Below are 25,076 nucleotides of genomic sequence, written 5' to 3'. Positions count from 1 at the left end.
TGCGAGCCTCGTTGCATTGAATCGATGGCGCCAAGCTTCGGCTTTTCCGCGCGGTGCGGCCATTCGCTTCTTTGGACGGGGGTCTCCGAAAAAACGAACGGACGCGGGCCGCGCCAGCGCTCACAATTTGGGCCATGGAGCTCTACCAACTGAAGACCTTCGTTGCTATTGCGAAGGAGGGCAGCCTCACCCGCGCCGCCGAGCGCGTGTTCACCAGCGCGCCGGCCGTCAGCGCGCAGCTCAAGGCACTGGAGGACGAGCTGGGCGTGAAGCTGTTCGAGCGTACGCCGCGCGGCATGGTGCCCACGCAGGCCGGGCGCAGCCTGCTCGAGGAAGCCGAACGCACGCTGGCCTCGGCCATGCGCATGCGCTCGGCCGCCGAACAGCTGCGCGGCGCGGCGCAGGGCGTGGTGCGCTTCGGCACCGTGGTCGATCCGGTGGCCTTGAGGCTCGGCGAGGTGCTGGTCAAGCTTGCGGAGCGCCATCCGCAGGTCACGCTGCAGCTGCGGCAGGGCCTGTCGTTCGAGACCCTGGCGGCGGTGCAGCGCGGCGAGCTCGACTGCGCCTACGCGCTCAGCGACAGCGAGCAGGTCGAAGGCATGGAGCTGCTGCGCCTGGTTCCGGTCGAGCTGGTCGTGGCGCTGCCGCTGCCGGTTTCCGAGGCCCACCCGGGCCTCACGCTCGACGAACTCACCCAGCTGCCGTGGGTGGGCACGCCGCCCACGTGCATCCTGCGCACGCACCTCGAGAAGCTGTTCGCGGGTGCCGGCCGCGACTACCGGCAGGGCCGCACGGCCGACAGCGAAAGCGCCGTGCGCAGCATGGTCGCAAGCGGCATGGGCGCGGGCCTGCTGCGGCTCGACCAGGCCGAGCAGGGCGAGCGCAACGGCGAGCTCGCGATCTGGAACGGCTGGCGCTCGCGCACCTGGCTGTGCTGGCTCGCGGCGCAAGGCCGGCACGCGAGCGCCGTCGAGGCGGTGCGCAGCGCGGTGCTCGAAACCTGGACCTGAGCGGCGCGCGTAGAGGCCGCCGAATTTGCAGCGGGCGCGCGCGGCCTGTCATCATTCGCGCCTGCAATGACCCAAGAACCGACTCTCTCCATGGATCTGTTGAACCGCGCCAGGCAGCTCCTGGCCGCTCCGGACGGCACGCTGCCCGGCGCCGCCGCCACGCCCGAGGCCGGCTGCGTGGTGCTGATTGCGCTGGGCGACGGCGCGAGCCGCGCGCGCGTGGTCGCCGGGCGCGCCGAAAGCGCCGAGCAGGCCTGGCAAAAGGCCAGCGATGCGGCGATTGCGCTCGCACAGCGCATCGGCATGCAGCCGCGCCGCGTGCGCGTGGAGCTGGTCGACCAGGTCGAGCCCATGAGCTGGGGCGCGCTGAAGGACCGCCTGGCGCGCACCAAGCGCAACTACTTCAACCAGGGCGTGTCCCTCGATGCGGCGTTCGACGCGGCGCTGCTCGCGCCGGAGATCAACGGCAGCGCCATCTTCTACAACGGCATGGTGGGCCATGCCGAGCCCAATCCGGGCAACCTGCGCCTTCATGCGAAGCGGCGCTTCGGTGTCGAGCTCGATTTTCCGCAGGACGACGCGGCGCCGGTGTGGTGCTTCACCACGCGCGCGGCCTATGCCGATGCGGAGGGCGCGTGGCCCATCACCCCCAAGGGACAGGCGGCGGGCTACCGCACGCTGCCCGAGTGGGGCGCCGGCCAGGTGCGCAGCCTGGTGGACAGCGCGAGCGACTATCTCGCGGCGCAGATCAAGCCCACGGGCGAGTTCCACTACGGCTGGTTCCCGTGCTTCGACCGCGCGATTCCCACCTACAACACCTTGCGCCACGCGAGCTCGACCTATGCGCTGCTCGAGGCCTGGGAGCTGACCCGCAGCGACAGCCAGAAGGCGGCCATCGACCGCTCGCTGTCGCTGCTGACGCAGCGGCTGATCCGCCAGGCCGAGCTGCCCGGCGGCACGCGCGCGGCCTACCTGCTGGACATCGGCGACGAGGTCAAGCTCGGCGGCAATGCGGTGTGCCTGCTGGCGCTCGTCAAATACACGGAGCTCACGGGCGATCCGCAATACCTGCCGCTGATGGAGCAGCTCGCGCTCGGCATCCAGGCCATGCAGGATCCGGCCACCGGGCGCTTCGTGCACGTGCTGAACTACCCGTCGCTCGAGGTGAAGGACGCATTCCGCGTCATCTACTACGACGGCGAGGCGGCCTTCGGCCTGATGCGCCTGTACGGCCTCACGCGGGACGAGCGCTGGCTCGCCGTGGTCGAGAAGGCTTTCGAGCACTTCATTACCGCGGAGCACTGGCGCGCGCACGACCACTGGCTGAGCTACTGCGTCAACGAGCTCACGCGGTATCGGCCCGAAACGCGCTACTACCAGTTCGGCCTGCGCAACGTGGCCGACTACCTGGACTTCGTGCTGGAGCGCATCACCACCTTCCCGACCCTGCTCGAGCTCATGATGGCTGCGCGCGAGATGGTGGAGCGCCTGGCCGCCGACCCCGCGCTGCGCCCGCTGCTCGAGGGCTTCGACCGCGCCAAGTTCGACCGCGCGCTCGAGCATCGCGCGCGCTACCTGGCCAACGGCTACTTCTGGCCCGAACTCGCGATGTTCTTCCGCAACCCGGACCGCATTGCCGGTTCGTTCTTCATCAAGCACCACAGCTTCCGCGTTCGCATCGACGACGTGGAGCACTATCTGTCCGGGCTCATTGCCTACTGGAAGCACCGTCGATGAACAGCAGCAGCAATATCACCTCCCGCCAATTCGGCCGCATGCCCGACGGGCGCGTCGTGACCGAATACACCCTGGACAACGGCCGGGGCCTGCGCCTGAGCGCCATCAACCATGGCGGCATCGTCACTGCGTTGCACGTGCCGGACCGCCATGGGCACAGCGGCAACATCGTGCTCGGCCTGCCGAGCCTTGCCGATTACCTCGGCCCGCATCCGCACCTGGGCACCATCGTCGGGCGCTACGCGAACCGCATCGCAGGCGGGTGCTTCACGCTCGATGGCGTTGCGCACCAGCTCCCGCTGAACAACGGCGCCAACTCGCTGCATGGCGGGCACCGGGGCTTCGGCACGCGCTTCTGGCAGATCGAGCCGGTGCCGGCGGACAGCGCGGCGGGCGACATCGCCATCGAGCTTCGCTACACCAGCGCCGACGGCGAAGAGGGTTTTCCGGGCGAGGTGCAGGTGACGGTGCGCTACGCGCTCAGCACCAGCGAGAACACCTGGCGCATCGACTACCGCGCCGTGGCCGACCGGCCCACGGTGCTGAACCTGAGCCATCACGACTACTTCAACCTCGCGGGCGAGGGTGCGGTGCTGGACCATCGGCTCACGATTCCCGCGAGCCGCTACTGCCCGGTGGATGCGGGCCTGATTCCCCTCGGCCTCGCGCCGGTGGCCGGAACGCCGTTCGACTTCCGCGCGGCCACGCCCATCGGCGCGCGCATCGATGCGCCGCACGAGCAGTTGCGCGTCGCCGGCGGCTACGACCACAACTGGGTGCTCGACCGCGGGCCCGACGGGCTCGCGCTGGCGGCGCGGCTCGAGCACCCGCCGTCCGGGCGCGTGATGGAGGTGCACACGACCGAGCCGGCGCTGCAGTTCTATTCGGGCAACTTCCTCGACGGCAGCCTGCGCGGTGCCGATGGCGAGAGCTTGCGGCGCGGCGCGGGGCTGTGCCTGGAAACACAGCACTGCCCCGATTCGCCGAACCAGCCGGACTTTCCTTCGACGGTGCTGCGGCCGGGAGAGGTGTTCGGCAGCAGCACGCTTCACCGCTTCGGCATTTCCTGAACCGTGGCCGCAACGAGCCTGCGGACCACCGGCAGCACCACCAGCAGCGACGGAAACGCGACCAGCCAGGAGACACCCCAGGCGCTCATCCACATCTGCAGGAGCCCGCTCGCGAGCCCCACGCTCTTGAGCGTGGAGACGCCGGCGACGATGCAGGACATGAAGACCGAAAGGAAAAACGGCATGACGATGCCCGCATAGCGGGCGGGAAGTTTTCTGCGGTTCATGGGCGGGCCAGCTCCTGGATGTATTGGTTCAAGGTGCGCGGCTCGCGGCCGAGGATCGCCCGCAGCGTCAGTGGATTTCCGCCGAGCCCGTGCGCGGCATAGTGCGCGTGCACCCTCGAGAGCAGCTGGCGCTGGCGCTCGTCGTAGGGCGGATTGGCCCGCGCAACCCAGTCGCCGAAGCTCCATTGCTCGGCCCACACCGGGCGCCCCAGCGCCTCGCTGGCCATGCGCGCGATTTCAAGCCGGTTGAAGCGGTCAGGCGCGCACAGCTCGAAGCTGCCGAAGGCGAGGTGGTCGCCCGTCAGCGCGAGGGCGGCGACTTCCGCCACGTCGCGAAAGTCGACCCGGGCGATGCGCGTGGAAACGGGGTAGGGCTCGGCAAGCACGCCGTCCTTCACGATGGCGGGCCAGGCGGCATTCAGGTTCTGGAAGAAGTTGGCGGGATGCAGCAGCGTGTATTCAAGATCCGATTCGAACAGCGCCGTCTCGACCGCGACCTTGCTCGCATGGTTGGCGAGCGTGGCGTGCGTGGGCTGGATCACCGAGGAGAAAACGAACTTCCGCACGCCCGCGCCGGCGGCTGCGGCCACCATGTTGCATCCCATCCGTGCTTCGTCGGGCTGGAAGGCGGGGCCGATGTGGAACACGCCGCCGGCGCCCGCGGCCGCGCGCGCAAGGCTCGCCGGGTCGCGCAGGTCGCCGATGACCGCTTCGGCCGCGCCGTTGCCCAGGGCGGCGCGTGCGCCTTCTTCGTTGCGCACCAGCGCGCGCACCGCGGCGCCGCGCGCCAGCAGGGCAGACACCACCCAGTGCGCGACCCGGCCGGTCGCGCCGACCACCAGTACGGTGGTTTTTCTTTGCTCTTGCATGCATCTCTCCTTCGGTTGAGCGGTTCAAGACCGCGGCCGAAGAACGATACGAATTGCCGAAAAGTTTGAGAATCCATGCAAATCGACATAGACCTTCATTCAAAACGGAAAGATCTCATGGAGCAGATCCAGGACATCCGGGCCTTCGTGGCCATCGTCGACCACGGCAGCCAGAGCGCAGCGGCGCGGCACCTCGGGCGCTCGGTCCAGTCGGTCAGCCGCTCGCTCGGCGCGCTGGAACGCAGCCTCGGCGTGCAGCTGCTCCGGCGCACGACGCGGCAGTCCTCGGTCACCGAGGTCGGCCTCGCCTACCACCGCCGCGTGCGGGCGGCGCTTGCCGAAATCGATGCGGCGGCCGCCGAGGCGAGCAGCCAGCTCGCATCGCCCAGGGGACTGCTGCGGATTGCCGCGCCGGTGCAGTTCGCGCCGGCTTTCGTGGTGCCGCTGATCGCCGCCTTCATGCGGCGCTATCCGGCCATGGAAGTGGAACTCACCGCCTCGGACCGCTTCGTGAACCTGATCGACGGCGACCTGGACCTCGCCATCCGCATCGGCGAACTGCCCGACTCCGAACTCGCCGCCCGGCGGCTCGGCGGCTTGCGCATGATCGTGGCGGGCGCTCCGGCGTATTTCGAGCGCCATGGCCGCCCGCAGCGGCCCGAAGACCTGGCCGGCCACCAGTGCCTCGTGCGGACCACGCACGAGACCGATGCGCACTGGCCGTTCACGATCAACGGCAGGCCAAGGCGGGTCAAGGTCTCGGGGCGGTTCCGGGCCGACAACACGGCGGCCATCTATGCGGCCGTGACGCAGGGCCTGGGCCTGTGCTTCACGCCGCTCTGGCAGATTCGCCATCTGCTGGAGGGCGGCCGCGTCGAGCTGGTGCTGACTGATTTCGAACCGCCCGAAATACCGGTGCACGTGGTGTGGCCCGCCGCCAGGGGAAGCCAGGCAAGGGCGAAGCTGTTCGCGGACTTCGCCGCCGAGAACCTGCCTAGGCCTTGACGGCCGCCGCGCCGAACTCGGCCGCGGGCAGGCCGGGGCTGCCGATGCGCACCGCGAACAATCCGCCGGCCAGCGGCTCGGCCTCGAGCTGTTCGGCCGTGAGCCCGCTGCGCGCGGTGCTGATGTAGAGCGTGCACAGGTCCTCGCCGCCGAAGGCGCAGTCCGTGACGTTGCTCGCGGGCAGTTCGATGCGGCACAGCTCGGCGCCGCTCACCGGGTCGTGGCAGCTCACGCAATGGCCGCCCCAGCGCGCGATCCAGAGGCGGCCGGCCGCGTCGGTCGTCATGCCGTCGGGCAGGCCGTCGCCCTCGGCGAAGCGAAGCCACACCCGCTTGTTGCCCACGGTGCCGGCCGTGCTGTCGAAGTCGTAGGCGTAGACGCAGCCTTCGACCGTGGCGTTGAAGTACATCGTGCGTTCGTCGAGCGACCAGGTCGGCCCGTTGGTCACCGCAAAGCCGTCGTCGTGGCGCGTGCAGCGGCCGTCGGCGTCGAAGCGGTAGAGCGCGCCGGTGGGCGCCACGCAATCGAAGTCCATGGTGCCGCCCCAGAAGCGGCCCTGCCGGTCGCATTTGCCGTCGTTGAAGCGGTTGCCGGGCCGGTCGGGCTCGGGCTGATGCAGGTAGCGCGGCGCCGCATCGACCGCGGGGTCGAAGAAGGCGAAGCCGCGGCGCATCGTGACGATCAGCCCCGGCGCGTCCGCGCGCTCGGCCAGCGCGGTGATCTCCTCGTCGAATTGCCAGCTGCGGCGCGCGCCGCTGGCCGGATCGAGCCGGTACAGGCGGCGTTCGAGGATGTCGATCCAGTAGAGCGCCCGTTCGCGCGGCGACCACAGCGTGCCTTCGCCGAGCGTGGCGCCCGCGGGCCACAGGCATTCGGGTTGGCCGAGGATCGATGGCACGCCAAGGGGCGTGGGGGTGGATGCGGTGCTGCCGGTCTGGGTCATTTGTTTTGCGCCTTTGTTGTCTCGGTCCTTGACGCGGCGGATCGTATCAAGGCATATTGATAATAGAAACCAAACTATATGGCATAAAGTGATATCGATTTTGCAATGTCACAGCCAGCTCTCTGGAGACACCCATCTTGAAGGATTCCCCGCAGCTTTCGATCCATCCCAGCCTGAAGGGCCGCACGGTGTTCGTCACCGGCGGCGGCAGCGGCATTGGCGCGGCCATGGTGGCCGCGTTCGCCGCGCAGGGCGCACGCGTGGCCTTCGTCGACATTGCCGAGGGCGCCAGCGCCGCGCTCGCGCAGCGCATCGCACAAGAAGGCCATGCCGCGCCATGGTGGCGCGCCTGCGACGTGCGCGACATCGGCGCTTTGCAAAAAGCCATTGCCGATGCGGCCGCCGAGCTCGGCGACTTCGCGGTGCTGGTCAACAACGTGGCGAGCGACGACCGCCACACGCTCGAATCGGTCACGCCCGACTACTACGACAACCGTATGGCCATCAACGAGCGGCCCGCGCTGTTCGCGATCCAGTCGGTGGTGCCGGGCATGCGGCGGCTGGGCTTCGGCTCGGTGATCAACCTGGGCTCCACGGGCTGGCAGACCAAGGGCTCGGGCTATCCCTGCTATGCGATTGCCAAGTCGTCGGTCAACGGCCTCACGCGCGGCCTGGCGGTGGAACTGGGTCGCGACCGCATCCGCATCAACACCGTGTCGCCCGGCTGGGTGATGACCGAGCGGCAGGTGCAGCTGTGGCTCGACGACGAGGGCGAGCAATCGCTCAAGCGCAACCAGTGCCTGCCCGACAAGCTGATGCCCGAGGACATCGCGCGCATGGTGCTGTTCCTCGCGTCGGATGACGCGAAGATGTGCACCGCGCAGGAGTTCACCGTGGATGCGGGCTGGACCTGATCAGTCCATCTCTAGTTTCCGGCCGTAGACGCTGAGGCTCGCGGTCTTCAGCGCCTTCATCATCACCTTGGCGGCCGGCGACAGCAGCCGGTCGGTGCGCGTGATGATGCCGAAGGCGTCCATGTGGCAGGGCATGTCCAGCGGCAGCAGCGACACGATGCCGTGCGCGGCGTAGTAGCGCGCCACGTCGGTCGCGAGCACGGCCACCATGTCGCTTTGCTGCAGCATGCGCGTGATGAAGAGCAGGGCCGAGCTCTCGATGATGTTGTTCGGCGGCACCAGGCCCTCCTCCTGGAACATCAGCTCGAAGCGGTGGCGCAGCACGCTGCCCGCGGGCGGCACGATCCAGCCGGCGCCCACCACGTCGCGCAGCGTGAGGCCGCTCATGCCCAGCAGCGGATGGCCGGGGCGCACCAGCGCACACACCGGCTCCTCGGCCAGCGCCTCGTAGCGCAGCTGCGACTTGTCGTGCTCGGCGAAGAGCCGCGCCACCAGGATGTCGAGCTTGCCCTGCTCGAGCCGCTCGATCAGCACCGCGCTGGTCTCGATCTCGAGCGACACGCGCAAATCGGGCTGCTCGCGCTTCACCATCGCCACCGCGGGCGGCATCAGCGTGAGGCCCGGCGCGGTGATGGCGCCCACGCCCACCTGGCCGAAGCGGCCGGCCTTCAGCGCGGTGAGTTCGTCGTGCGCCTGGTTCAGGCTGGCCAGCGCCACGCGGGCGTGGCGGATCATGGTTTCGCCGTACCAGGTGGGGCGCATGCCGCGCGGCAGCCGGTCGAACAGCGGCACCTCCAGCACGTCCTCCAGGTCCTTCAGCAGCTTGGAAGCGGCCGGCTGGGTCATGTTGAGCACCTGGGCCGCGCGGTGGATGTTGCCTTCCTCCGCCAGCGCCACCAGCAAGAGCAGCTGCCGCGTCTTGAGGCGCGCACGGATGAACCAGTGGTTGTAGTTGGTCATGTCTCGTGGGTTGTTGTTTGTGAGAGCTTTGTGCTCAGAGGGTTTTCCAGAATCCAGCGATTGATATGCATTTTGTCGAAAAAATGATTGGATTGATATCAATTCTGTTCATAGACTCGCCGCACTTTTCCAAAACGAGAGACAAGGTCGGCGCGCAGGTGATTCACGGCGAGATCCATCAGAACGTGCGGCAATACATCAACGGCCGCTGGGAAACCAGCGCGACCACCGGTGTGAGCGCCAATCCTTCGGACACCAGCGAAGTGGTGGCCGAATACGCACGCGCCGATCGCCGCCAGGTGGAATCCGCGATCCGCGCGGCCGCCGACGCCTTTTCCCACTGGAGCCACAGCACGCCGCAGCGCCGGGCCGACGTGCTCGACCGCATCGGCACCGAACTGCTGGCGCGCAAGGACGAACTGGGCCTGCTGCTGGCGCGCGAGGTCGGCAAGACCCTGCCCGAAGCGGTGGCCGAGGCGGCGCGCGCGGGGCAGGTGTTCAAGTTCTTCGCGGGCGAGGCGCTGCGCGGCGGCGGCGAGAACATGGCCTCGCTGCGCGCGGGCGTACAGGTCGACGTCACGCGCGAACCGGTCGGCGTGGCCGGGCTCATTACGCCGTGGAACTCGCCGCTCGCGGTGCCGGCAACCAAGATTGCGCCGGCGCTCGCGCACGGCAACTGCGTGGTGTTCAAGCCCGCCGAACTGGCGCCGGCCTGCGGCTGGACGCTGGCCGAGATCATCAGCCGCGCCGCACTGCCCGCGGGCGTGTTCAACCTCGTGATGGGCAGCGGCCGCGAGGCGGGCCAGGCACTGGTCGACAGCCCGCTGGTCGATGCCCTGAGCTTCACCGGTTCGGCGCGCAACGGCGAGCGCATCCTGCAGGCGGCCGCCGCGCGGCGCGCCAAGGTGCAGCTCGAGATGGGAGGCAAGAATGCACTCGTGGTGCTGGCCGACGCCGACATCGACCATGCGGTCGACTGCGCGGTGCAGGGCGCCTATTTTTCCAACGGCCAGCGCTGCACGGCATCGAGCCGGCTGATCGTCGAGGCCGCGGTGCACGACGCGTTCGTCTCGCGGCTCCGCGAACGGCTCAAGGCGCTGAAGATCGGCCATGCATTGGAACGCGGCGTCGACGTCGGGCCGCTGGTCGATGAAGAGCGGCTGGCGCGCAGCCTGGCCTGGGTCGGCATTGCGCGCGAGGAGGGCGCCGAGCATGTGTGGGGCGGCGAGCCGCTGCAGCGCGCAACCGCCGGCCACTACATGAGCCCCGCACTGTTCCTGGCCACGCCCGGGCACCGCATCGCGCGCGAGGAAATCTTCGGCCCGCTGGCCTGCGTGCTGCGCGCGGCCGACTACGACGAGGCGCTGGCGCTGTGCAACGACACCCCTTCGGGCCTGAGCGCGGGCATCTGCACCAACTCGCTCAAGCACGCGATGCATTTCAGGCGCCATGCCGAAGTCGGCATGACGATGGTCAACCTGCCGACGGCGGGCGTGGATTTCCACGCGCCCTTCGGCGGGCGCAAGGGGTCGGGCTACGGGCCGCGCGAACAAGGGCGCCACGCCGCGGAGTTCTACACGACGGTCAAGACCGGCTACATGCTGGCCTGACCACCACGGATGGTTTTCATCAACAAGCAAGCACTCAGAAAGAAGGAGACATTCCAATGAAACTCAATCGCCGCACCCTCAATATCGCACTCGCCGCCGCATCGATCGGCGGGCTCCTGCCTGCCACTGCGCTGGCGCAGAAGAAGATCGTGCTCGGCTTCAGCCAGGTGGGCGCCGAGAGCGAATGGCGCACCGCCAACACCGAGTCGATCAAGGCCTCGGCCAAGGAAGCCGGCATCGAGCTCAAGTTCTCCGACGCGCAGCAGAAGCAGGAAAACCAGATCAAGGCGATCCGTTCGTTCATCGCGCAGAAGGTGGACGTGATCGCCTTCTCGCCGGTGGTCGAGTCGGGCTGGGAGACCGTGCTGCGCGAGGCCAAGGCCGCGAAGATCCCGGTGGTGCTGACCGACCGATCGGTGAACACCAAGGACGACTCGCTCTACGTGACCTTCATGGGCTCCGACTTCGTCGAGGAAGGCCGCAAGGCGGGCCGCTGGCTGGTCGAGAAGATGAAGGACCAGAAGGGCGACGTGAACATCGTCGAGCTGCAGGGCACCGTGGGCTCGGCACCGGCCATCGACCGCAAGAAGGGCTTCGAGGAAATCATCAAGGCCGACCCCAAGTTCAAGATCCTGCGCTCGCAGACCGGCGACTTCACGCGCGCCAAGGGCAAGGAAGTGATGGAAGCCTTCCTGAAGGCCGAGGGCAAGAAGATCAACGTGCTCTACGCGCACAACGACGACATGGCCATCGGCGCCATCCAGGCCATCGAGGAAGCGGGCCTGAAGCCGGCCAAGGACATCACGATCATCTCGATCGACGCCGTCAAGGGTGCCTTCGAAGCCATGATCGCCGGCAAGCTCAACGTGTCGGTCGAATGCAGCCCGCTGCTCGGCCCCCAGCTGATGAGCGCCGTGAAGGACATCAAGGCCGGCAAGCCGCTGCCCAAGCGCATCGTGACCGAAGAGACGATTTTCCCGATGGAAGTCGCCGCCAAAGAGTTTCCCAATCGCAAGTACTGAGAGCCCAAACCATGAAACGCAACTTCCTCAAGGCCTCGCTCGCAGGCATCGCACTGGCCATCGCCGGCATCGCGCCGCTCGCGCATGCGCAGGACAAGGGCCCGATCGCCATCTCGATGCCGACCAAGTCGTCGGCGCGCTGGATCGCCGATGGCGCCAACATGGTCAAGTACTTCAAGGAGAAGGGCTACAAGACCGACCTGCAGTACGCCGACGACGACATTCCGAACCAGCTCGCGCAGATCGAGAACATGGTGACCAAGGGCTCCAAGGTGCTGGTCATCGCGGCCATCGACGGCACCACGCTGTCCGACGTGCTGCAGAAGGCCGCCGACAAGGGCGTGAAGGTCATTGCCTACGACCGGCTCATCAAAGGCTCGAAGAACGTCGACTACTACGCCACCTTCGACAACTTCCAGGTCGGCGTGCTGCAGGCGCAGTCGATCGAGGCGGCGCTCGGCCTGAAGAGCGGCAAGGGCCCGTTCAACATCGAGCTGTTCGGCGGTTCGCCCGACGACAACAACGCCTTCTTCTTCTACAACGGCGCGATGTCGGTGCTGGAGCCGTACATCAAGAGCGGCAAGCTGGTGGTGCGCAGCAAGCAGATGGGCATGGACAAGGTCGGCACGCTGCGCTGGGACGGCGCGGTGGCGCAGGCCCGCATGGACAACCTGCTGTCGGCCTACTACACCAAGGACCGCGTCGATGCGGTGCTGTCGCCGTACGACGGCCTGTCGATCGGCATTCTCTCGTCGCTCAAGGGTGTGGGCTACGGCTCGGCGTCGCAGCCGATGCCGGTGGTGTCGGGGCAGGACGCCGAGATCCCGTCGGTCAAGTCGATCCTGCGCAAGGAGCAGACCTCGACCGTGTTCAAGGACACGCGCGAGCTGGCCAAGGTCACGGTGGCCATGGTCGACGCCATGCTGTCGGGCAAGACGCCCGAGGTGAACGACACCAAGACCTACAACAACGGCATCAAGGTGGTGCCCTCGTACCTGCTCAAGCCCGTGAGCGTGGACGGCGGCAACTGGAAGCAGGTGCTGGTCGACAGCGGCTACTACAAGGAAAGCCAGGTCAAGTGAGCGTCGGAATGGCAGCAGCAGAAGCGGACGGCCGCAGCATCCTCGAGATGCGCGGCATCACCAAGACATTTCCGGGCGTGAAGGCGCTCAGCGATGTCAACCTGGCGGTGCGCGCGGGCGAGATCCATGCGGTGGTCGGCGAGAACGGCGCGGGCAAGTCGACGCTCATGAAGGTGCTGAGCGGCGTCTACCCGTGCGACTCGTACACCGGGGAGATCCACTTCGAGGGCGAGCTGCGCCGCTTCAAGGGCATTGCCGACAGCGAGAAGCTCGGCATCATCATCATCCACCAGGAGCTGGCGCTGGTGCCGCTCTTGTCCATCGCCGAGAACATCTTCCTTGGCAACGAGATCGCGCACGGCGGCGTGATCGACTGGTTCGCCGCCTATGCGAAGACGCGCGAGCTGCTCGCCAAGGTGGGCCTGAAGGAGCCGCCCACCACGCTGGTGACCGACCTGGGCGTGGGCAAGCAGCAGCTGGTGGAGATCGCCAAGGCCCTGGCCAAGGAGGTCAAGCTGCTGATCCTCGACGAGCCCACCGCCAGCCTCAACGAGAACGACAGCGACGCGCTGCTGATGCTGCTGCTCGAGCTCAAGCGCCAGGGCATCGCATCGATCCTGATCTCGCACAAGCTCAACGAGATTGCCAAGGTGGCCGACTCCATCACCGTGCTGCGCGACGGCGCCACGGTGGAGACCATGGACTGCCGCGGCCAGCCGATCAGCGAGGACCGCATCATCCGCGGCATGGTGGGGCGCGACATGGCGCACCGCTATCCGCAGCGCAATCCGAAGATCGGCGAGACGGTGTTCGAGGTGCGCGACTGGCGCGTGCACCATGCGCTGCATGCCGACCGCGAACAGATCAAGGGCGTGGACCTGCATGTGCGCAAGGGCGAGATCGTCGGCATTGCGGGCCTCATGGGCGCGGGCCGCACCGAGCTCGCGATGAGCGTGTTCGGCAAGTCTTATGGCCAGCGCATCAGCGGGTCGGTGCTGATGCACGGGCAGCCGGTGGACGTGGGAACGGTGCGCAAGGCCATCGACCATGGCATTGCCTACGTCACCGAAGACCGCAAGGGCCTGGGGCTGGTGCTGGAGGAAAACATCCAGAAGAACGTGAGCCTCGCCAACCTGGAGGCGGTCTCCAGTTCGATGGTGATCGACGACGCGCGCGAATTCAAGGTGGCGAGCGACTACCGCCGTGCACTCAACATCCGCTCGTCGGGCGTGGAGCAGCTGGTGGTCAATCTGTCGGGCGGCAACCAGCAGAAGGTGGTGCTCAGCAAATGGCTCTTCACCCAACCCGAACTTTTGATTCTCGACGAACCCACGCGCGGCATCGACGTGGGCGCCAAGTACGAGATCTACACCATCATCGACCAGCTCGCGAGCGAGGGCAAAGGCATTCTCATGATTTCTTCCGAACTGCCGGAACTGCTTGGCATGTGCGACCGCATCTACGTGATGAACGAGGGCCGCTTCGTGGCCGAATTTCCGGCCGCCGAGGCTTCGCAGGAGCGCATCATGCATGCCATCGTGAGCGCGGGGAGTTCCGTCCATGTCGCAGCCTGACGCCAACGCGGTGAACGCCGCCGTCCCCATCGCAGAGGCCGCCCCGAAGCTGCACGCCGGCTTCCTGAAGAACAACCTGCGCGAATACGGCATGCTGATCTCGCTGGTCGCGATCATGGTGCTGTTCCAGGTGCTGACCGACGGCACGCTGCTGCGGCCGCTGAACCTGACCAACCTGCTGCTGCAGAACAGCTATGTCGTCATCATGGCGCTGGGCATGCTGCTGGTGATCGTGGCGGGACACATCGATCTGTCGGTGGGCTCGGTCTGCGGCTTCATCGGCGCGCTGGCGGCGGTGCTGATGGTGGAGTACGAATGGCACTTCGTGCCGACGGCCATCATCAGCATTGCGGCGGGCGCGGTCATCGGCGCCGCGCAGGGCTGGTTCGTCGCGTTCCGAAAGATCCCGTCGTTCATCGTCACGCTCGCGGGCATGCTGGTGTTCAAGGGGCTCACGCTGGCGCTGCTGGCGGGGCAGTCGGTGGGGCCGTTCCCGGTCGAGTTCCAGCGGCTGAGCTCGGGCTTCATTCCCGATCCGCTGGGCGGCGACGCATTGCGCACCACCTCGCTGGTGGTCGGCGCGCTGGCCGCGGCGGCGCTGGTGTTCTTCAAGCTGCGCGGGCGCGCCAAGCTCGCGGCGCACGGCATGGAGACGGAGCCCTATGTGTTCTTCCTGGTGAAGAACCTGTTCTTCGCGGGCATCATCCTTTTCTTCAGCTACCTGCTCTCGACCTACAAGGGCCTGCCCAATGTGCTGATCGTGATGGCGGTGCTGATCGTGGTGTACGACTTCGTCACCAACCGCACCACCATCGGCCGGCGCATCTATGCGCTCGGCGGCAACGAGAAGGCGGCGCGGCTGTCGGGCGTGAAGACGCAGCGGCTCGCGTTCCTGACCTTCGTCAACATGGGCGCGCTGGCCGCGCTTGCGGGCCTGGTGTTCGCGGCGCGGCTCAACACGGCCACGCCCAAGGCGGGCCTGGGTTTCGAGCTCGACGTGATCGCGGCCTGCTTCATCGGCGGCGCCTCGGCCTCGGGCGGCGTGGGCCGGGTGATGGGCGCGGTGATCGGTGCCTTCATCATGGGCGTGATGAACAACGGCATGTCGATCCTGGGCATCGGCATCGACTACCAGCAGGTCATCAAGGGCCTGGTGCTGCTGGCGGCGGTGTTCATCGACGTCTACAACAAGAACAAGTAGGCGCATGAGCCAGAGCGGCATCAGCCCCGTGCTTGAACTGCGGGGCATCCACAAGCAGTTCGGCGGCATCCCGGTGCTGCGCGACGTGCAACTGCGGCTGTACCCCGGCGAAATCCATGCGCTGATGGGGCAGAACGGCGCGGGCAAGTCGACGCTCATCAAGGTGCTCACGGGAGTTCTTCCGTCGAGCGGCGGCGAGATGCACCTCGAGGGAAAGCCCATTCATCCCGCTTCGCCGCTGGAGGCGCAGAAGCTCGGCATCAGCACGGTCTACCAGGAGGTCAACCTGTGCCCGAACCTCTCGGTGGCCGAGAACGTGTTTGCGGGCCGTTATCCGCGCTGCGGCGCGGCGCAGGGTTTCCGCATCGACTGGGCGGCGGTGAACCGGCGCGCCGAAGAACTGCTGGCGCGCATCGGCCTGGACATCGACGTGAGCCGGCTGCTGTCGAGCTATTCGGTCGCGGTGCAGCAGATGGTGGCCATTGCGCGCTCGCTGGGCGTGTCGTCGAAGGTGCTGATCCTCGACGAGCCGACCTCGAGCCTGGACGACGACGAGGTCGAGAAGCTGTTCGAGGTGCTGAGGCGCCTGCGCAGCGAAGGGCTCGCGATCGTCTTCGTGACGCACTTCTTCAACCAGATGTATGCGGTGTCGGACCGCATTACGGTGCTGCGCAACGGCAACTGGGTGGGCGAATGGCGCGCCGCGGACCTCGGCCCGCAGGCATTGATTGCCGCGATGCTGGGGCGTGAGCTGGCAGCCCAGTCGGCCCGGCCCGCGGCGCTGCCGGCCTTCGATGAAGCGGCGCCCGCCTTGCTGCAGGCCGAGGGCCTCGGCCAGGCGGGGCAGCTGCAGGCCACCGACCTGCGCGTGCGTGCCGGCGAGGTGGTCGGCATCGCGGGCCTGCTGGGCGCCGGCCGCACCGAGCTTGCGCGCCTGCTGTTCGGGCTCGAGGCGCCCGACCGCGGGGTGCTGAGCATCGATGGCCGTTCCGTCAGCTTCTCGAACCCCGCCGACGCCATCCGCGAAGGGCTCGCGCTGTGCCCCGAAGAGCGCAAGACCGATGGCATCGTGGCCGAGCTGTCGGTGCGCGAGAACATCGCACTTGCGCTGCAGGCGCGCCTCGGCGTGCGGCGCTTCCTGTCGCGTGCCGAGCAGACGGCGATCGCCGAGCGTTTCGTCGCATCGCTGGGCATCAAGACCGCGAGCGTGGAAACGCCGATCGGCCTGCTCTCGGGCGGCAACCAGCAAAAGGCCATGATCGCGCGCTGGCTCGCGACCGAGCCGCGCCTGTTGATCCTCGACGAGCCCACGCGCGGCATCGACGTGGCGGCCAAGCAGGAAATCATGGAAGAGATCCTGCGGCTCGCGAAGGCGGGCATGGCGGTGATCTTCATCTCCTCGGAGATGAGCGAGGTGGTGCGCGTGGCGCATCGCATCGTGGTGCTGCGCGACCGAAAGAAGGTGGGCGAGCTGCCGGGCGGCTCGAGCGAGGACGAAGTCTACGAAATGATTGCGGCGGCATGAACCAGCGTGATGTCTTGTCTTTTTCCCTCCCCCGCTGGGGGAGGGCCGGGGTGGGGGCCAGCGGCCTTCACTGCCGCGCAGTGTTCGAGGCCGCGTGCCCCCATCCCAGCCTTCCCCCGGAAGGGGAAGGAGCAAGGCAGAAGACATGAAGCGCCTCTCGTCCCTGATGAGTCATCGCCTCGCCTGGCCCATCATCACATTGCTGCTGCTGCTCGCAGTCAACACCGCGTTCAATGCCAGCTTCCTGCACCTCGAATGGCGCGACGGCCATCTGTACGGCAGCCTGGTCGACATCCTGAACCGCGCGGCGCCGCTGGTGCTGGTGTCGCTGGGCATGACGCTGGTGATTGCCACGCGCGGCATCGATATTTCGGTGGGCGCAGTGGTGGCCATTGCGGCGGCCGTCGCGGCCTGGATGATCGGCGGATCGGTGGCGAGCGACGTGAGCCGCTTCCCGATGCCGCTTGCGATCCTCGCGGCGCTCGGCGTTGCGCTGCTCTGCGGCCTCTGGAACGGGATGCTGGTCGCCAAGGTCGGCATGCAGCCGATCATCGCCACCCTGATCCTCATGGTGGCCGGCCGCGGCGTCGCGCAGCTCATTGCCGACGGGCAGATCATCACCATCTACTACAAGCCCTTTTTCTTCCTCGGCAGCGGCTACCTGCTGGGCCTGCCGTTCTCGCTGTTCATCGTGGCGGCGGTGTTCGTGCTGCTTTACCTGGCCATCACGCGCACGGCGCTCGGGCTTTTCATCCAGGCGGTCGGCATCAACCCGACGGCCGCGCGCGTGGCCGGCGTGCAGGCGCGCAGGCTCATCGTGGGCGCCTATGCGTTCTGCGGCCTGTGCGCGGGCGTGGCGGGCCTTCTGATCAGCTCCAACGTCAAGAGCGCGGACGGCAACAACGCCGGCCAGCTGCTGGAGCTCGACGCGATCCTGGCCGTGACGCTGGGCGGAACCGCGCTCACGGGCGGGCGTTTCAGCCTCATGGGCAGCGTGATCGGCGCGCTCATCATCCAGACGCTGACCTATGCGATCTATTCGCTGGGGGTGCCGCCGGAGATCAACCTCGTCGTGAAGGCCGTGGTGGTGTTCGCGGTGATGCTGCTGCAGTCGCCGGAGTTCAGGGCGGAGGTGCGGACGCTGGTGCAGCGGCCGGTGCATGAGGGGATGCAGTCATGAGCGCGGTGATCGAGGCGGCACCCTCACCCCAGCCCTCTCCCGCGAGCGGGAGAGGGGGCAAGGCAGGGCTCAACCCGAAGTACCTGCCGCTCGCGGCGACCATTTCGCTGTTCGTGCTGGTGGCCACGCTCGGCTCGGTGTTCTACGACGGCTTCTTCTCGGCGCAGGTGTTCCTCAACCTGCTGATCGACAACGCCTTCCTGATCGTGGTGGCCGTAGGCATGACCTTCGTGATTCTTTCGGGCGGCATCGACCTGTCAGTGGGTTCGGTGATCGCGCTCACCACGATGGTGTCGGCCTCGCTGGTCGAGAAGCACGGCTGGAGCCCGGCCGCGGTGATTCCGCTGGTGCTGGCCATGGGCACGGCCTTCGGCGCGTTCATGGGCCTGCTCATCGAGCGCTTCCGGCTGCAGCCCTTCATCGTCACGCTGGCGGGCATGTTCCTGGCGCGGGGGCTCTGCTACCTGATCAGCATCGACTCCATCAGCATCACCAACGCGTTCTATGCCGAGGCCTCGCAGATCCGCATTCCGGTCTGGGGCGAGGCTTCGCTGTCGATCAGCGCGGTGATCGCCATCGCCGTGCTGCTGGCGGCGGTGTTCATTGCGCACTGCACGCCCTTCGGCCGCGCGGTGTACGCCATTGGCGGCAGCGAGCAGTCGGCCATGCTCATGGGCCTGCCGGTGCGCTCCACGCTCGTCGGCGTCTACACGCTGTCGGGCTTCTGCTCGGCGCTGGCGGGCGTGATCTTCACCTTCTACATGCTCTCGGGCTACGGCCTGCATGCGCTCGGGCTGGAGCTCGATGCGATTGCGGCGGTGGTGATTGGCGGCACGCTGCTCACGGGCGGCGTGGGCTATGTGGCGGGCACGCTGTTCGGCGTGCTGATGCTCGGAATCATCCAGACGCTGATCTCCTTCGACGGCACGCTGAGCTCCTGGTGGACGCGCATCGTCGTCGGTGCGCTGCTGTTCGTGTTCTGCCTGCTGCAGCGCTTCTTCACCTCGCGTGCGCCGCGGCGCTGACGCGTTCTTTTTTTCTCTCGCTTTCAGGAAACTTCCGCATGCCGGACCCAACCCCCAAGAAGAAGCTGCGCTCGACCGAATGGTTCGGCTCGGCCGACAAGAACGGCTTCATGTACCGCAGCTGGATGAAGAACCAGGGCATACCGGACCACGAGTTCGACGGCCGGCCGATCATCGGCATCTGCAACACCTGGTCGGAGCTCACGCCCTGCAACGCGCACTTCCGCAAGATCGCCGAGCACGTGAAGCGCGGCATCTCGGAGGCGGGCGGCTTCCCGGTCGAGTTTCCGGTGTTCTCCAATGGCGAATCGAACCTGCGGCCCACCGCCATGCTCACGCGCAACCTCGCGAGCATGGACGTGGAGGAGGCCATCCGCGGCAACCCGGTCGATGCGGTGGTGCTGCTCACGGGCTGCGACAAGACCACGCCGGCATTGCTGATGGGCGCCGCGAGCTGCGACATCCCGGCCATCGTGGTCACGGGCGGACCGATGCTCAACGGCAAGCTCGATGGCAAGGACATCGGCTCGGGCACGGCCGTGTGGCAGCTGCACGAATCGCTCAAGGCCGGCGAGATCAACCTGCACCAGTTCCTCTCGGCCGAAGGCGGCATGTCGCGTTCGGCCGGCACCTGCAACACCATGGGCACGGCCTCGACCATGGCCTGCATGGCCGAGGCGCTGGGCACCTCGCTGCCGCACAACGCGGCCATTCCGGCGGTCGACGCGCGGCGCTACGTGCTCGCGCAGATGTCGGGCATGCGCGCGGTCAAGATGGCGAAGGAGGGGCTCACGCTGTCGAAGATCCTCACGCGCGAGGCTTTCGAGAACGCCATTCGCGTCAATGCCGCCATCGGCGGATCGACCAATGCGGTGATCCACCTGAAGGCCATCGCGGGGCGCATCGGCGTCGACCTCGAGCTGGAAGACTGGACGCGCATCGGCAGCAACACGCCGACCATCGTCGACCTGTTGCCCTCGGGCCGCTTCCTGATGGAGGAGTTCTACTACGCGGGCGGCCTGCCCGCGGTGCTGCGGCGCCTGGGCGAGAGCGGCCTGCTGCCGCACCCCGGCGCGCTCACCGTCAATGGCCAGTCGATCTGGGACAACGTGCGCGAGGCGCCGAGCCTCAACGACGAGGTGATCCGCCCGCTCGACAAGCCGCTGATCGCCGACGGCGGCATCCGCATCCTGCGCGGCAACCTGTCGCCGCGCGGCGCGGTGCTCAAGCCTTCGGCGGCATCGCCCGAACTGCTCAAGCACCGCGGCCGCGCGGTGGTGTTCGAGAACCTGGAGCACTACAAGGAGCGCATCGTCGACGAGAGCCTCGAGGTCGATGCGAGCTCGGTGCTCGTGATGAAGAACTGCGGCCCCAAGGGCTACCCCGGCATGGCCGAGGTCGGCAACATGGGCCTGCCGCCCAAGCTGCTGCGGCAAGGCATCAAGGACATGGTGCGCATCTCGGATGCGCGCATGAGCGGCACGGCCTACGGCACGGTGGTGCTGCACGTCGCGCCGGAGGCGGCCGACGGCGGACCGCTCGCGGCGGTGCGCGACGGCGACTGGATCGAGCTCGACTGCGATGCGGGCCGCTTGCACCTCGACATCAGCGATGAAGAACTGGCCTCGCGCCTGGCTTCGCTGACCAGCGTCGATGCGCAGCCCATGAGCACGCGCGGCGGCGGCTACCAGAAGCTCTACGTCAACCACGTGCTGCAGGCCGATGAAGGCTGCGACTTCGATTTTCTGGTGGGCTGCAGAGGCTCCGCCGTTCCCCGCCATTCACACTGATCCATCATGACCCCCAGATACCGCGGCATCTTCCCGGTGGTGCCGACCACCTTCACCGAACAGGGCGCGCTCGACCTCGAGAGCCAGAAGCGCTGCGTCGACTTCATGATCGACGCGGGCTCCGACGGCCTGTGCATCCTGGCCAACTTCTCCGAGCAGTTCGTGCTCTCCGACGAGGAGCGCGAGGTGCTCACGCGCACGGTGCTCGAGCATGTGGCGGGCCGCGTGCCGGTGATCGTCACCACCACCCACTACAGCACCCGCGTCTGCGCCGAACGCAGCCGGCGCGCGCAGGACATGGGCGCCGCCATGCTGATGGTGATGCCGCCCTACCACGGCGCCACCTTCCGCGTGCCGGAGCCGCAGATCTTCGAGTTCTATGCCGGCCTCTCCGATGCGGTGAGCATTCCGATCATGATCCAGGACGCGCCGGCAAGCGGCACGCTGCTGTCGGCTCCGTTTCTCGCGCGCATGGCCAGGGAGATCGAGCACGTCGCGTATTTCAAGATCGAGACGGCCGGTGCCGCATCCAAGCTGCGCGAGCTGATCCGCCTTGGCGGCGATGCCATCGAAGGCCCGTGGGACGGCGAGGAGGCCATCACGCTGATGCCCGACCTCGATGCCGGCGCCACCGGCTCGATGACGGGCGGCGGCTATCCCGACGGCATCCGGCCGATCATCGAGGCGCACCGCGCGGGCGACCGCGACAAGGCCTTCGCGCTCTACCAGCAGTGGCTGCCGCTTATCAACTACGAGAACCGCCAGGCGGGCCTGCTGGCCTGCAAGTCGCTCATGAAGGAGGGCGGCGTGATCGCTTGCGAGGCACCGCGCCATCCATTGCCGGCGATGCACCCCGAGACGCGCGCCGGCCTGATCGAGACGGCGAAGCGGCTGGATCCGCTGGTGCTGCGCTGGGGGAGATAGCCGGTTCGCCGTCCTCGACGAAGTAGGGCGCGAGGATCTCGGTCAGCCAGTTCATCACGGCGAGCACGCGCGGCGCGAGGTGGCGCCGGTTGACGTACACCAGCGACACCGGCATCGCGCGGGCGGTGAACGCCGGCATCACCTGCATGAGCGAGCCGGCCGCAAAGCACGGCAGGAGGCCGCCGATCGGCGCCTGGATCAGCCCGAGGCCCGCGACTGCCGCGGCGTTGTAGGCGTCGGTGCCGTTCACCGTGACGATGGAGCGCATCGGCTGCATCCGGTAGCGGCCCTGGGCCGCGTCGAAGTATTCCCAACCTGCGTCGTTCGGCGAGAGGGTCTGTGCGAAGTGCACGATGCGGTGCTGCGCGAGGTCGGCGAGCGTCTGCGGCGTGCCGTGCGTCTGCAGGTAGGCCGGGCTCGCGGCATTTGCCATCCGCATGAAACCGAGGGGCCTGGCGACGAGTTCGGAATCGCCCAGCACGCCCACGCGCAGCACGCAGTCGAAGCCCTCGTTCACGAGATCGACGCGGCGGTCGGTCGTGCTGATGCCGATCTCCAGCGCGGGATGCCGCGCGAGGAATTCGGGCAGCCGCGGAATGACGAGGTCGCGCGCCACGGTGGCCGGCAGGTCGATGCGCAGGCGCCCCGTGAGGCCGCCGATGTTCGAGCGGAACATGGTGGCCAGTTGCTCGCCTTCGGCGAGGTAGTCCTTGCAGCGGTCGAGGAAGCGCGCGCCGTCTTCCGTGAGCCGCACGCTGCGCGTCGTGCGCTGCAGGAGCCGCGTTCCCAGGCGTTCTTCGAGCTGTTGCACGGCCACCGAGACGCGCGCGCGGGTCAGGCCGAGCTGGTCCGCGGCCCGGCTGAAGCTCGCGAGTTCGGCCACCTTCGAGAAGATGCGCAGTTCGTCGATGATCATGGCGGCTGATTGTTTCTTTTTCGGATAACAGTGTGCGTAGTTTGGCGGAATTTATCTTTCTGCCGGTAATTTTTAAAGTCCATCCATCGATCTACCGATGAACCACCAAGGACTTTGAAATGACCGCTTCCAACACCTCTCATCCCTCCCGCATCGCACTTATCACCGGCGGCAGCCGCGGCCTCGGCCGCAGTGCCGCGCTGGCGCTCGCCGCCGATGGCGTCGACGTGATCCTGACCTATGTGTCGAACGAAGCCAGCGCGCAGGCGGTGGTGTCGGAGATCGAGGCAAAGGGGCGCCGTGCCGTCGCGCTCCGGCTCGACGTCGGCGACAGCACGGCCTTCGCGGCCTTCGCGGACTCGGTGAAGGCGACGCTGGCTGCCACCTGGCAGCGCGAGCGCTTCGACTTTCTGGTGAACAACGCCGGCGTGGGCCTGCATGCGAACTTCGAGGACACGACAGAAGCCCAGTTCGACTTGCTCTTCAACGTGCACTTGAAGGGCCCGTACTTCCTCACGCAGAAACTGCTGCCGCTCATCAACGACGGCGGACGCATCGTCAATGTGTCGTCCGGGCTCACCCGGTTTTCCATGGCCGGTGCGTCTGCCTATGCCGCGATGAAGGGCGGCGTGGAAACGCTGACGCGCTACCTCGCGAAGGAACTCGGCGCGCGCGACATTGCGGCCAACACGATCGCGCCGGGTGCAATCGAAACCGACTTCAGTGGAGGCATGGTGCGTGACAACCCGCAGGTGAACGCGATGGTGGCGGGTTTCACCGCGCTCGGACGCGCAGGCCAGCCCGACGATATCGGCGGAGTGATCGCGGGCTTGCTGGGGGAGGGCAATCGCTGGGTGAATGCCCAGCGCATCGAAGCATCCGGAGGGATGCTGGTCTGAGCGCGCGGCGCACCCGGCAGGGTGGGGTTCAGCTCTTCTCGAGTTCGCTGACTTGCAGCGACAGGTCGAACAGCTTCGACTTGCTCGCGTAATAGCGGTCGAGCCGCCATTCCTTCAGGATGTCCATGGCGAGCTCGAAGCTCTTGTAGTCGAGGCTGTAGAGCCTGACCAGCTCGAAGCTGCGTTCGGATTCGAGCGCCAACACGAGCTGCGCCAGGATCTTGGCCGACTCGTTGGCCGGGTCCGTTTCTATGAATCGGCGAGCGACCTTGATGGCATTCATGGGATAGTGTTCCTCGGTAGGCAGAGACCGAGAACTATAGCTAGCACGCCCTCGTGCTTTATGACAGTCGTGTGACAAGCGAGGGTCATTGCCCTTGACGGGCGTGGTGCACGCGTCCGCCGCCGCCCGGTCCGGGGCAGCGGCGGACGCCGCTGGACAGCGAGCTTCAGCGTGTTGGCGCCGGCATCGGGGCCGGCATGGGCATCGGCTCCATGGGCGCGATGGGTGCGATGGGTGCGATGGCCGGTGGCGGAACCCGCGAAGGCGCGGGCATCGGCGCCGGCATCGCAGCAGCGGGCGCCGGCATGACGACGGTGGTGACCGATTCGCGGATCACGCCGCCGCCCATCACGCTGCCGTCCACATTGCCGCGGGTGTTGCCGCCGCTGCCGCCCATCACGCGGGCCTCGCAGTCCGCGCGATCGGCTGGTGGCTGGAGGGCGCAGCGCGCGAGGGCATTGCGCTGGTAGTCGGGCGCGCTGGTCAAGCCGCCGCGCGCAGCTTCCTGACGCGCGGCGCCGGCCTCGCGGATGCAGGCCGCGCGGTCCTGCTGGTTGTGGCCGCAGACCGCGAGTTCCTGCTGGTAGGTGGAGTCGCCGCGGCGCGACTGGGCCGGGGCCGAGGTGGCGGCGGCCAGGCCGCCCACGGCAATCAGGGCGGCAATCATCGAACGGGTGGTGCTGTTCATGGGGTGCTCCTTGGAGTGACCTGAGACATGAAAATGTTGGACGGGGTGGGCCGCCTCGGGTTCCGCGCGGCCGATGCCCATCAGCGCGTGGGTGCGGCCGGCTGCGCCGGCAGCGGGGTCACTGTTTCGCGGATGACGCCGCCGCCCATCACGCTGCCTTCGGTGCTGGTGCGCGCGCCGCCCTGCAGGCGGGCCTCGCAGTCGGCGCGGTCGGCCGCGGGCTGTTCGCGGCAGCGCGCCATCGCGTTGGCGTCGTAGCGGCCGGGGCTGGCGCTCGTGAGGCCATTGCGTCCCGCTTCCTGGCGTGCAGCGGCAGCCTCGCGCAGGCACGCCGCGCGGTCCTGCTGCACGCCGTCGCAGGTGGCGCGCTCCTGCTGCGCGCGCGCGGCCGTGCCGGGCGCCTGCGCGAACGATGCGCCTGGCACCAGCAAACCGCTTGCTGCAAGAAGCGCGGCAGCACAAAGGGTGGAACGAACTGTTGTTGTCATCGGGTGCTCCTGGTTAGGGCGCGCCCTCCGAAAGCGCGACCGGACATGCAGTGTGGTCCGGTGCAGGCCCTGCGGGGTGTGGGACGGCACAGACAGCAGCCCCGGCCGGACTCGCCCCTGCGTGTGGGACGTGT

General features: G+C 67.6%; 23 protein-coding genes and 1 pseudogene. 16 read left to right on the top strand and 8 right to left on the bottom strand.

What is annotated here, in order from left to right; translation table 11 throughout:
• Positions 1–134: 134 nt before the first annotated feature.
• From IB278_RS07580 to IB278_RS07570, 3 genes are all read left to right on the top strand, one after another.
• Positions 135–1,010, top strand: a complete 876-nt coding sequence (locus IB278_RS07580) for a LysR family transcriptional regulator (protein WP_145740824.1) — start codon at positions 135–137, stop codon at positions 1,008–1,010.
• A gap of 90 nt (positions 1,011–1,100) precedes the next feature.
• The gene (locus IB278_RS07575; RefSeq protein WP_225612788.1) at positions 1,101–2,747 is read left to right on the top strand and encodes a Mur ligase; all 1,647 of its coding nucleotides are present in this window, start codon (positions 1,101–1,103) and stop codon (positions 2,745–2,747) included.
• Positions 2,744–3,817, top strand: coding sequence for an aldose epimerase family protein (locus IB278_RS07570; RefSeq protein WP_192323101.1), 1,074 nt, complete (start codon positions 2,744–2,746; stop codon positions 3,815–3,817). Before IB278_RS07575 ends, IB278_RS07570 begins: the two co-directional genes overlap by 4 nt.
• Here IB278_RS07570 and IB278_RS07565 read toward each other — a convergent pair.
• Both IB278_RS07565 and IB278_RS07560 read right to left on the bottom strand, forming a co-directional pair.
• Positions 3,796–4,044 carry a DUF2798 domain-containing protein gene (locus tag IB278_RS07565; protein WP_192323100.1) on the bottom strand — a complete coding sequence of 83 codons (249 nt, stop codon included), beginning with the start codon at positions 4,042–4,044 and terminating at the stop codon, positions 3,796–3,798. The genes IB278_RS07570 and IB278_RS07565 overlap by 22 nt on opposite strands.
• On the bottom strand, positions 4,041–4,913 hold the full coding sequence (locus IB278_RS07560) for an NmrA family NAD(P)-binding protein (protein WP_192323099.1): 873 nt from the start codon (positions 4,911–4,913) through the stop codon (positions 4,041–4,043). The genes IB278_RS07565 and IB278_RS07560 overlap by 4 nt, the downstream gene beginning before the upstream one ends.
• A gap of 117 nt (positions 4,914–5,030) precedes the next feature.
• Between IB278_RS07560 and IB278_RS07555 the strand changes: the two genes are divergently transcribed.
• Entirely contained in the window at positions 5,031–5,918 is an 888-nt protein-coding gene (locus IB278_RS07555) for a LysR family transcriptional regulator (protein WP_192323098.1), read from the top strand.
• On the opposite strand, the gene IB278_RS07550 is transcribed toward IB278_RS07555, so the two are convergent.
• Entirely contained in the window at positions 5,908–6,861 is a 954-nt protein-coding gene (locus tag IB278_RS07550) for an SMP-30/gluconolactonase/LRE family protein (protein WP_192323097.1), read from the bottom strand. The genes IB278_RS07555 and IB278_RS07550 overlap by 11 nt on opposite strands.
• Before the next feature lie 137 nt (positions 6,862–6,998).
• Here IB278_RS07550 and IB278_RS07545 point away from each other — a divergent pair, with 137 nt between their 5' ends.
• A complete protein-coding gene (locus IB278_RS07545) occupies positions 6,999–7,775 on the top strand; it encodes an SDR family NAD(P)-dependent oxidoreductase (RefSeq protein WP_192323096.1) in 777 nt (258 codons plus the stop codon).
• On the opposite strand, the gene IB278_RS07540 is transcribed toward IB278_RS07545, so the two are convergent.
• Entirely contained in the window at positions 7,776–8,735 is a 960-nt protein-coding gene (locus tag IB278_RS07540) for a LysR family transcriptional regulator (RefSeq protein ID WP_192323095.1), read from the bottom strand.
• A gap of 158 nt (positions 8,736–8,893) precedes the next feature.
• Between IB278_RS07540 and IB278_RS07535 the strand changes: the two genes are divergently transcribed.
• The 10 genes from IB278_RS07535 (at position 8,894) to IB278_RS07490 (ending at position 21,668) form a co-directional block, all read left to right on the top strand.
• The gene (locus IB278_RS07535; RefSeq protein ID WP_145740837.1) at positions 8,894–10,345 is read left to right on the top strand and encodes an aldehyde dehydrogenase family protein; all 1,452 of its coding nucleotides are present in this window, start codon (positions 8,894–8,896) and stop codon (positions 10,343–10,345) included.
• Between the two features lie 56 nt (positions 10,346–10,401).
• Positions 10,402–11,367: an ABC transporter substrate-binding protein gene (locus IB278_RS07530; protein WP_192323094.1), complete on the top strand. Its 966-nt coding sequence runs from the start codon at positions 10,402–10,404 to the stop codon at positions 11,365–11,367.
• Between the two features lie 11 nt (positions 11,368–11,378).
• Positions 11,379–12,449, top strand: a complete 1,071-nt coding sequence (chvE, locus tag IB278_RS07525) for a multiple monosaccharide ABC transporter substrate-binding protein (protein ID WP_145740841.1) — start codon at positions 11,379–11,381, stop codon at positions 12,447–12,449.
• 8 nt (positions 12,450–12,457) lie between these two features.
• On the top strand, positions 12,458–14,023 hold the full coding sequence (gene mmsA / locus IB278_RS07520; protein ID WP_192323093.1) for a multiple monosaccharide ABC transporter ATP-binding protein: 1,566 nt from the start codon (positions 12,458–12,460) through the stop codon (positions 14,021–14,023).
• Entirely contained in the window at positions 14,010–15,224 is a 1,215-nt protein-coding gene (gene mmsB, locus IB278_RS07515) for a multiple monosaccharide ABC transporter permease (protein WP_225612787.1), read from the top strand. Before mmsA ends, mmsB begins: the two co-directional genes overlap by 14 nt.
• 4 nt (positions 15,225–15,228) lie before the next feature.
• Positions 15,229–16,749: a sugar ABC transporter ATP-binding protein gene (locus IB278_RS07510; protein ID WP_192323092.1), complete on the top strand. Its 1,521-nt coding sequence runs from the start codon at positions 15,229–15,231 to the stop codon at positions 16,747–16,749.
• Between the two features lie 145 nt (positions 16,750–16,894).
• Positions 16,895–17,929: an ABC transporter permease gene (locus tag IB278_RS07505; protein ID WP_192323091.1), complete on the top strand. Its 1,035-nt coding sequence runs from the start codon at positions 16,895–16,897 to the stop codon at positions 17,927–17,929.
• Complete coding sequence (gene yjfF, locus IB278_RS07500) at positions 17,926–18,954, top strand: galactofuranose ABC transporter, permease protein YjfF (RefSeq protein ID WP_192323090.1); 1,029 nt, start codon at positions 17,926–17,928, stop codon at positions 18,952–18,954. The genes IB278_RS07505 and yjfF overlap by 4 nt, the downstream gene beginning before the upstream one ends.
• A 38-nt stretch (positions 18,955–18,992) precedes the next feature.
• Positions 18,993–20,744, top strand: coding sequence for an IlvD/Edd family dehydratase (locus tag IB278_RS07495; RefSeq protein WP_192323089.1), 1,752 nt, complete (start codon positions 18,993–18,995; stop codon positions 20,742–20,744).
• Positions 20,745–20,750: 6 nt separating this feature from the next.
• Positions 20,751–21,668 (top strand): dihydrodipicolinate synthase family protein, encoded by a 918-nt coding sequence (locus tag IB278_RS07490; protein ID WP_192323088.1) that lies wholly within the window; start codon positions 20,751–20,753, stop codon positions 21,666–21,668.
• Between the two features lie 46 nt (positions 21,669–21,714).
• On the opposite strand, the pseudogene IB278_RS07485 reads toward IB278_RS07490, so the two are convergent.
• Positions 21,715–22,584 (bottom strand): annotated as a pseudogene (locus IB278_RS07485) (LysR family transcriptional regulator); the annotation flags it as partial.
• A gap of 119 nt (positions 22,585–22,703) precedes the next feature.
• On the opposite strand from IB278_RS07485, the gene IB278_RS07480 reads away from it, so the two are divergent.
• Positions 22,704–23,483, top strand: a complete 780-nt coding sequence (locus IB278_RS07480) for an SDR family NAD(P)-dependent oxidoreductase (protein WP_192323087.1) — start codon at positions 22,704–22,706, stop codon at positions 23,481–23,483.
• A 28-nt stretch (positions 23,484–23,511) separates the two neighbouring features.
• On the opposite strand, the gene IB278_RS07475 is transcribed toward IB278_RS07480, so the two are convergent.
• From IB278_RS07475 to IB278_RS07465, 3 genes are all read right to left on the bottom strand, one after another.
• A complete protein-coding gene (locus IB278_RS07475; protein ID WP_145740860.1) occupies positions 23,512–23,766 on the bottom strand; it encodes a hypothetical protein in 255 nt (84 codons plus the stop codon).
• Between the two features lie 166 nt (positions 23,767–23,932).
• On the bottom strand, positions 23,933–24,454 hold the full coding sequence (locus IB278_RS07470) for a hypothetical protein (protein WP_192323086.1): 522 nt from the start codon (positions 24,452–24,454) through the stop codon (positions 23,933–23,935).
• Positions 24,455–24,534: 80 nt separating this feature from the next.
• Positions 24,535–24,942, bottom strand: a complete 408-nt coding sequence (locus IB278_RS07465; RefSeq protein ID WP_145740864.1) for a hypothetical protein — start codon at positions 24,940–24,942, stop codon at positions 24,535–24,537.
• Positions 24,943–25,076 lie beyond the last annotated feature (134 nt).

The sequence above is a fragment of the Variovorax sp. VRV01 genome (assembly GCF_014852545.1).
Taxonomy (GTDB): domain Bacteria; phylum Pseudomonadota; class Gammaproteobacteria; order Burkholderiales; family Burkholderiaceae_C; genus Variovorax; species Variovorax beijingensis_A.
Note: the sequence above shows the minus strand (reverse complement) of the source record. Positions and strands in the feature narration are given on the sequence as shown.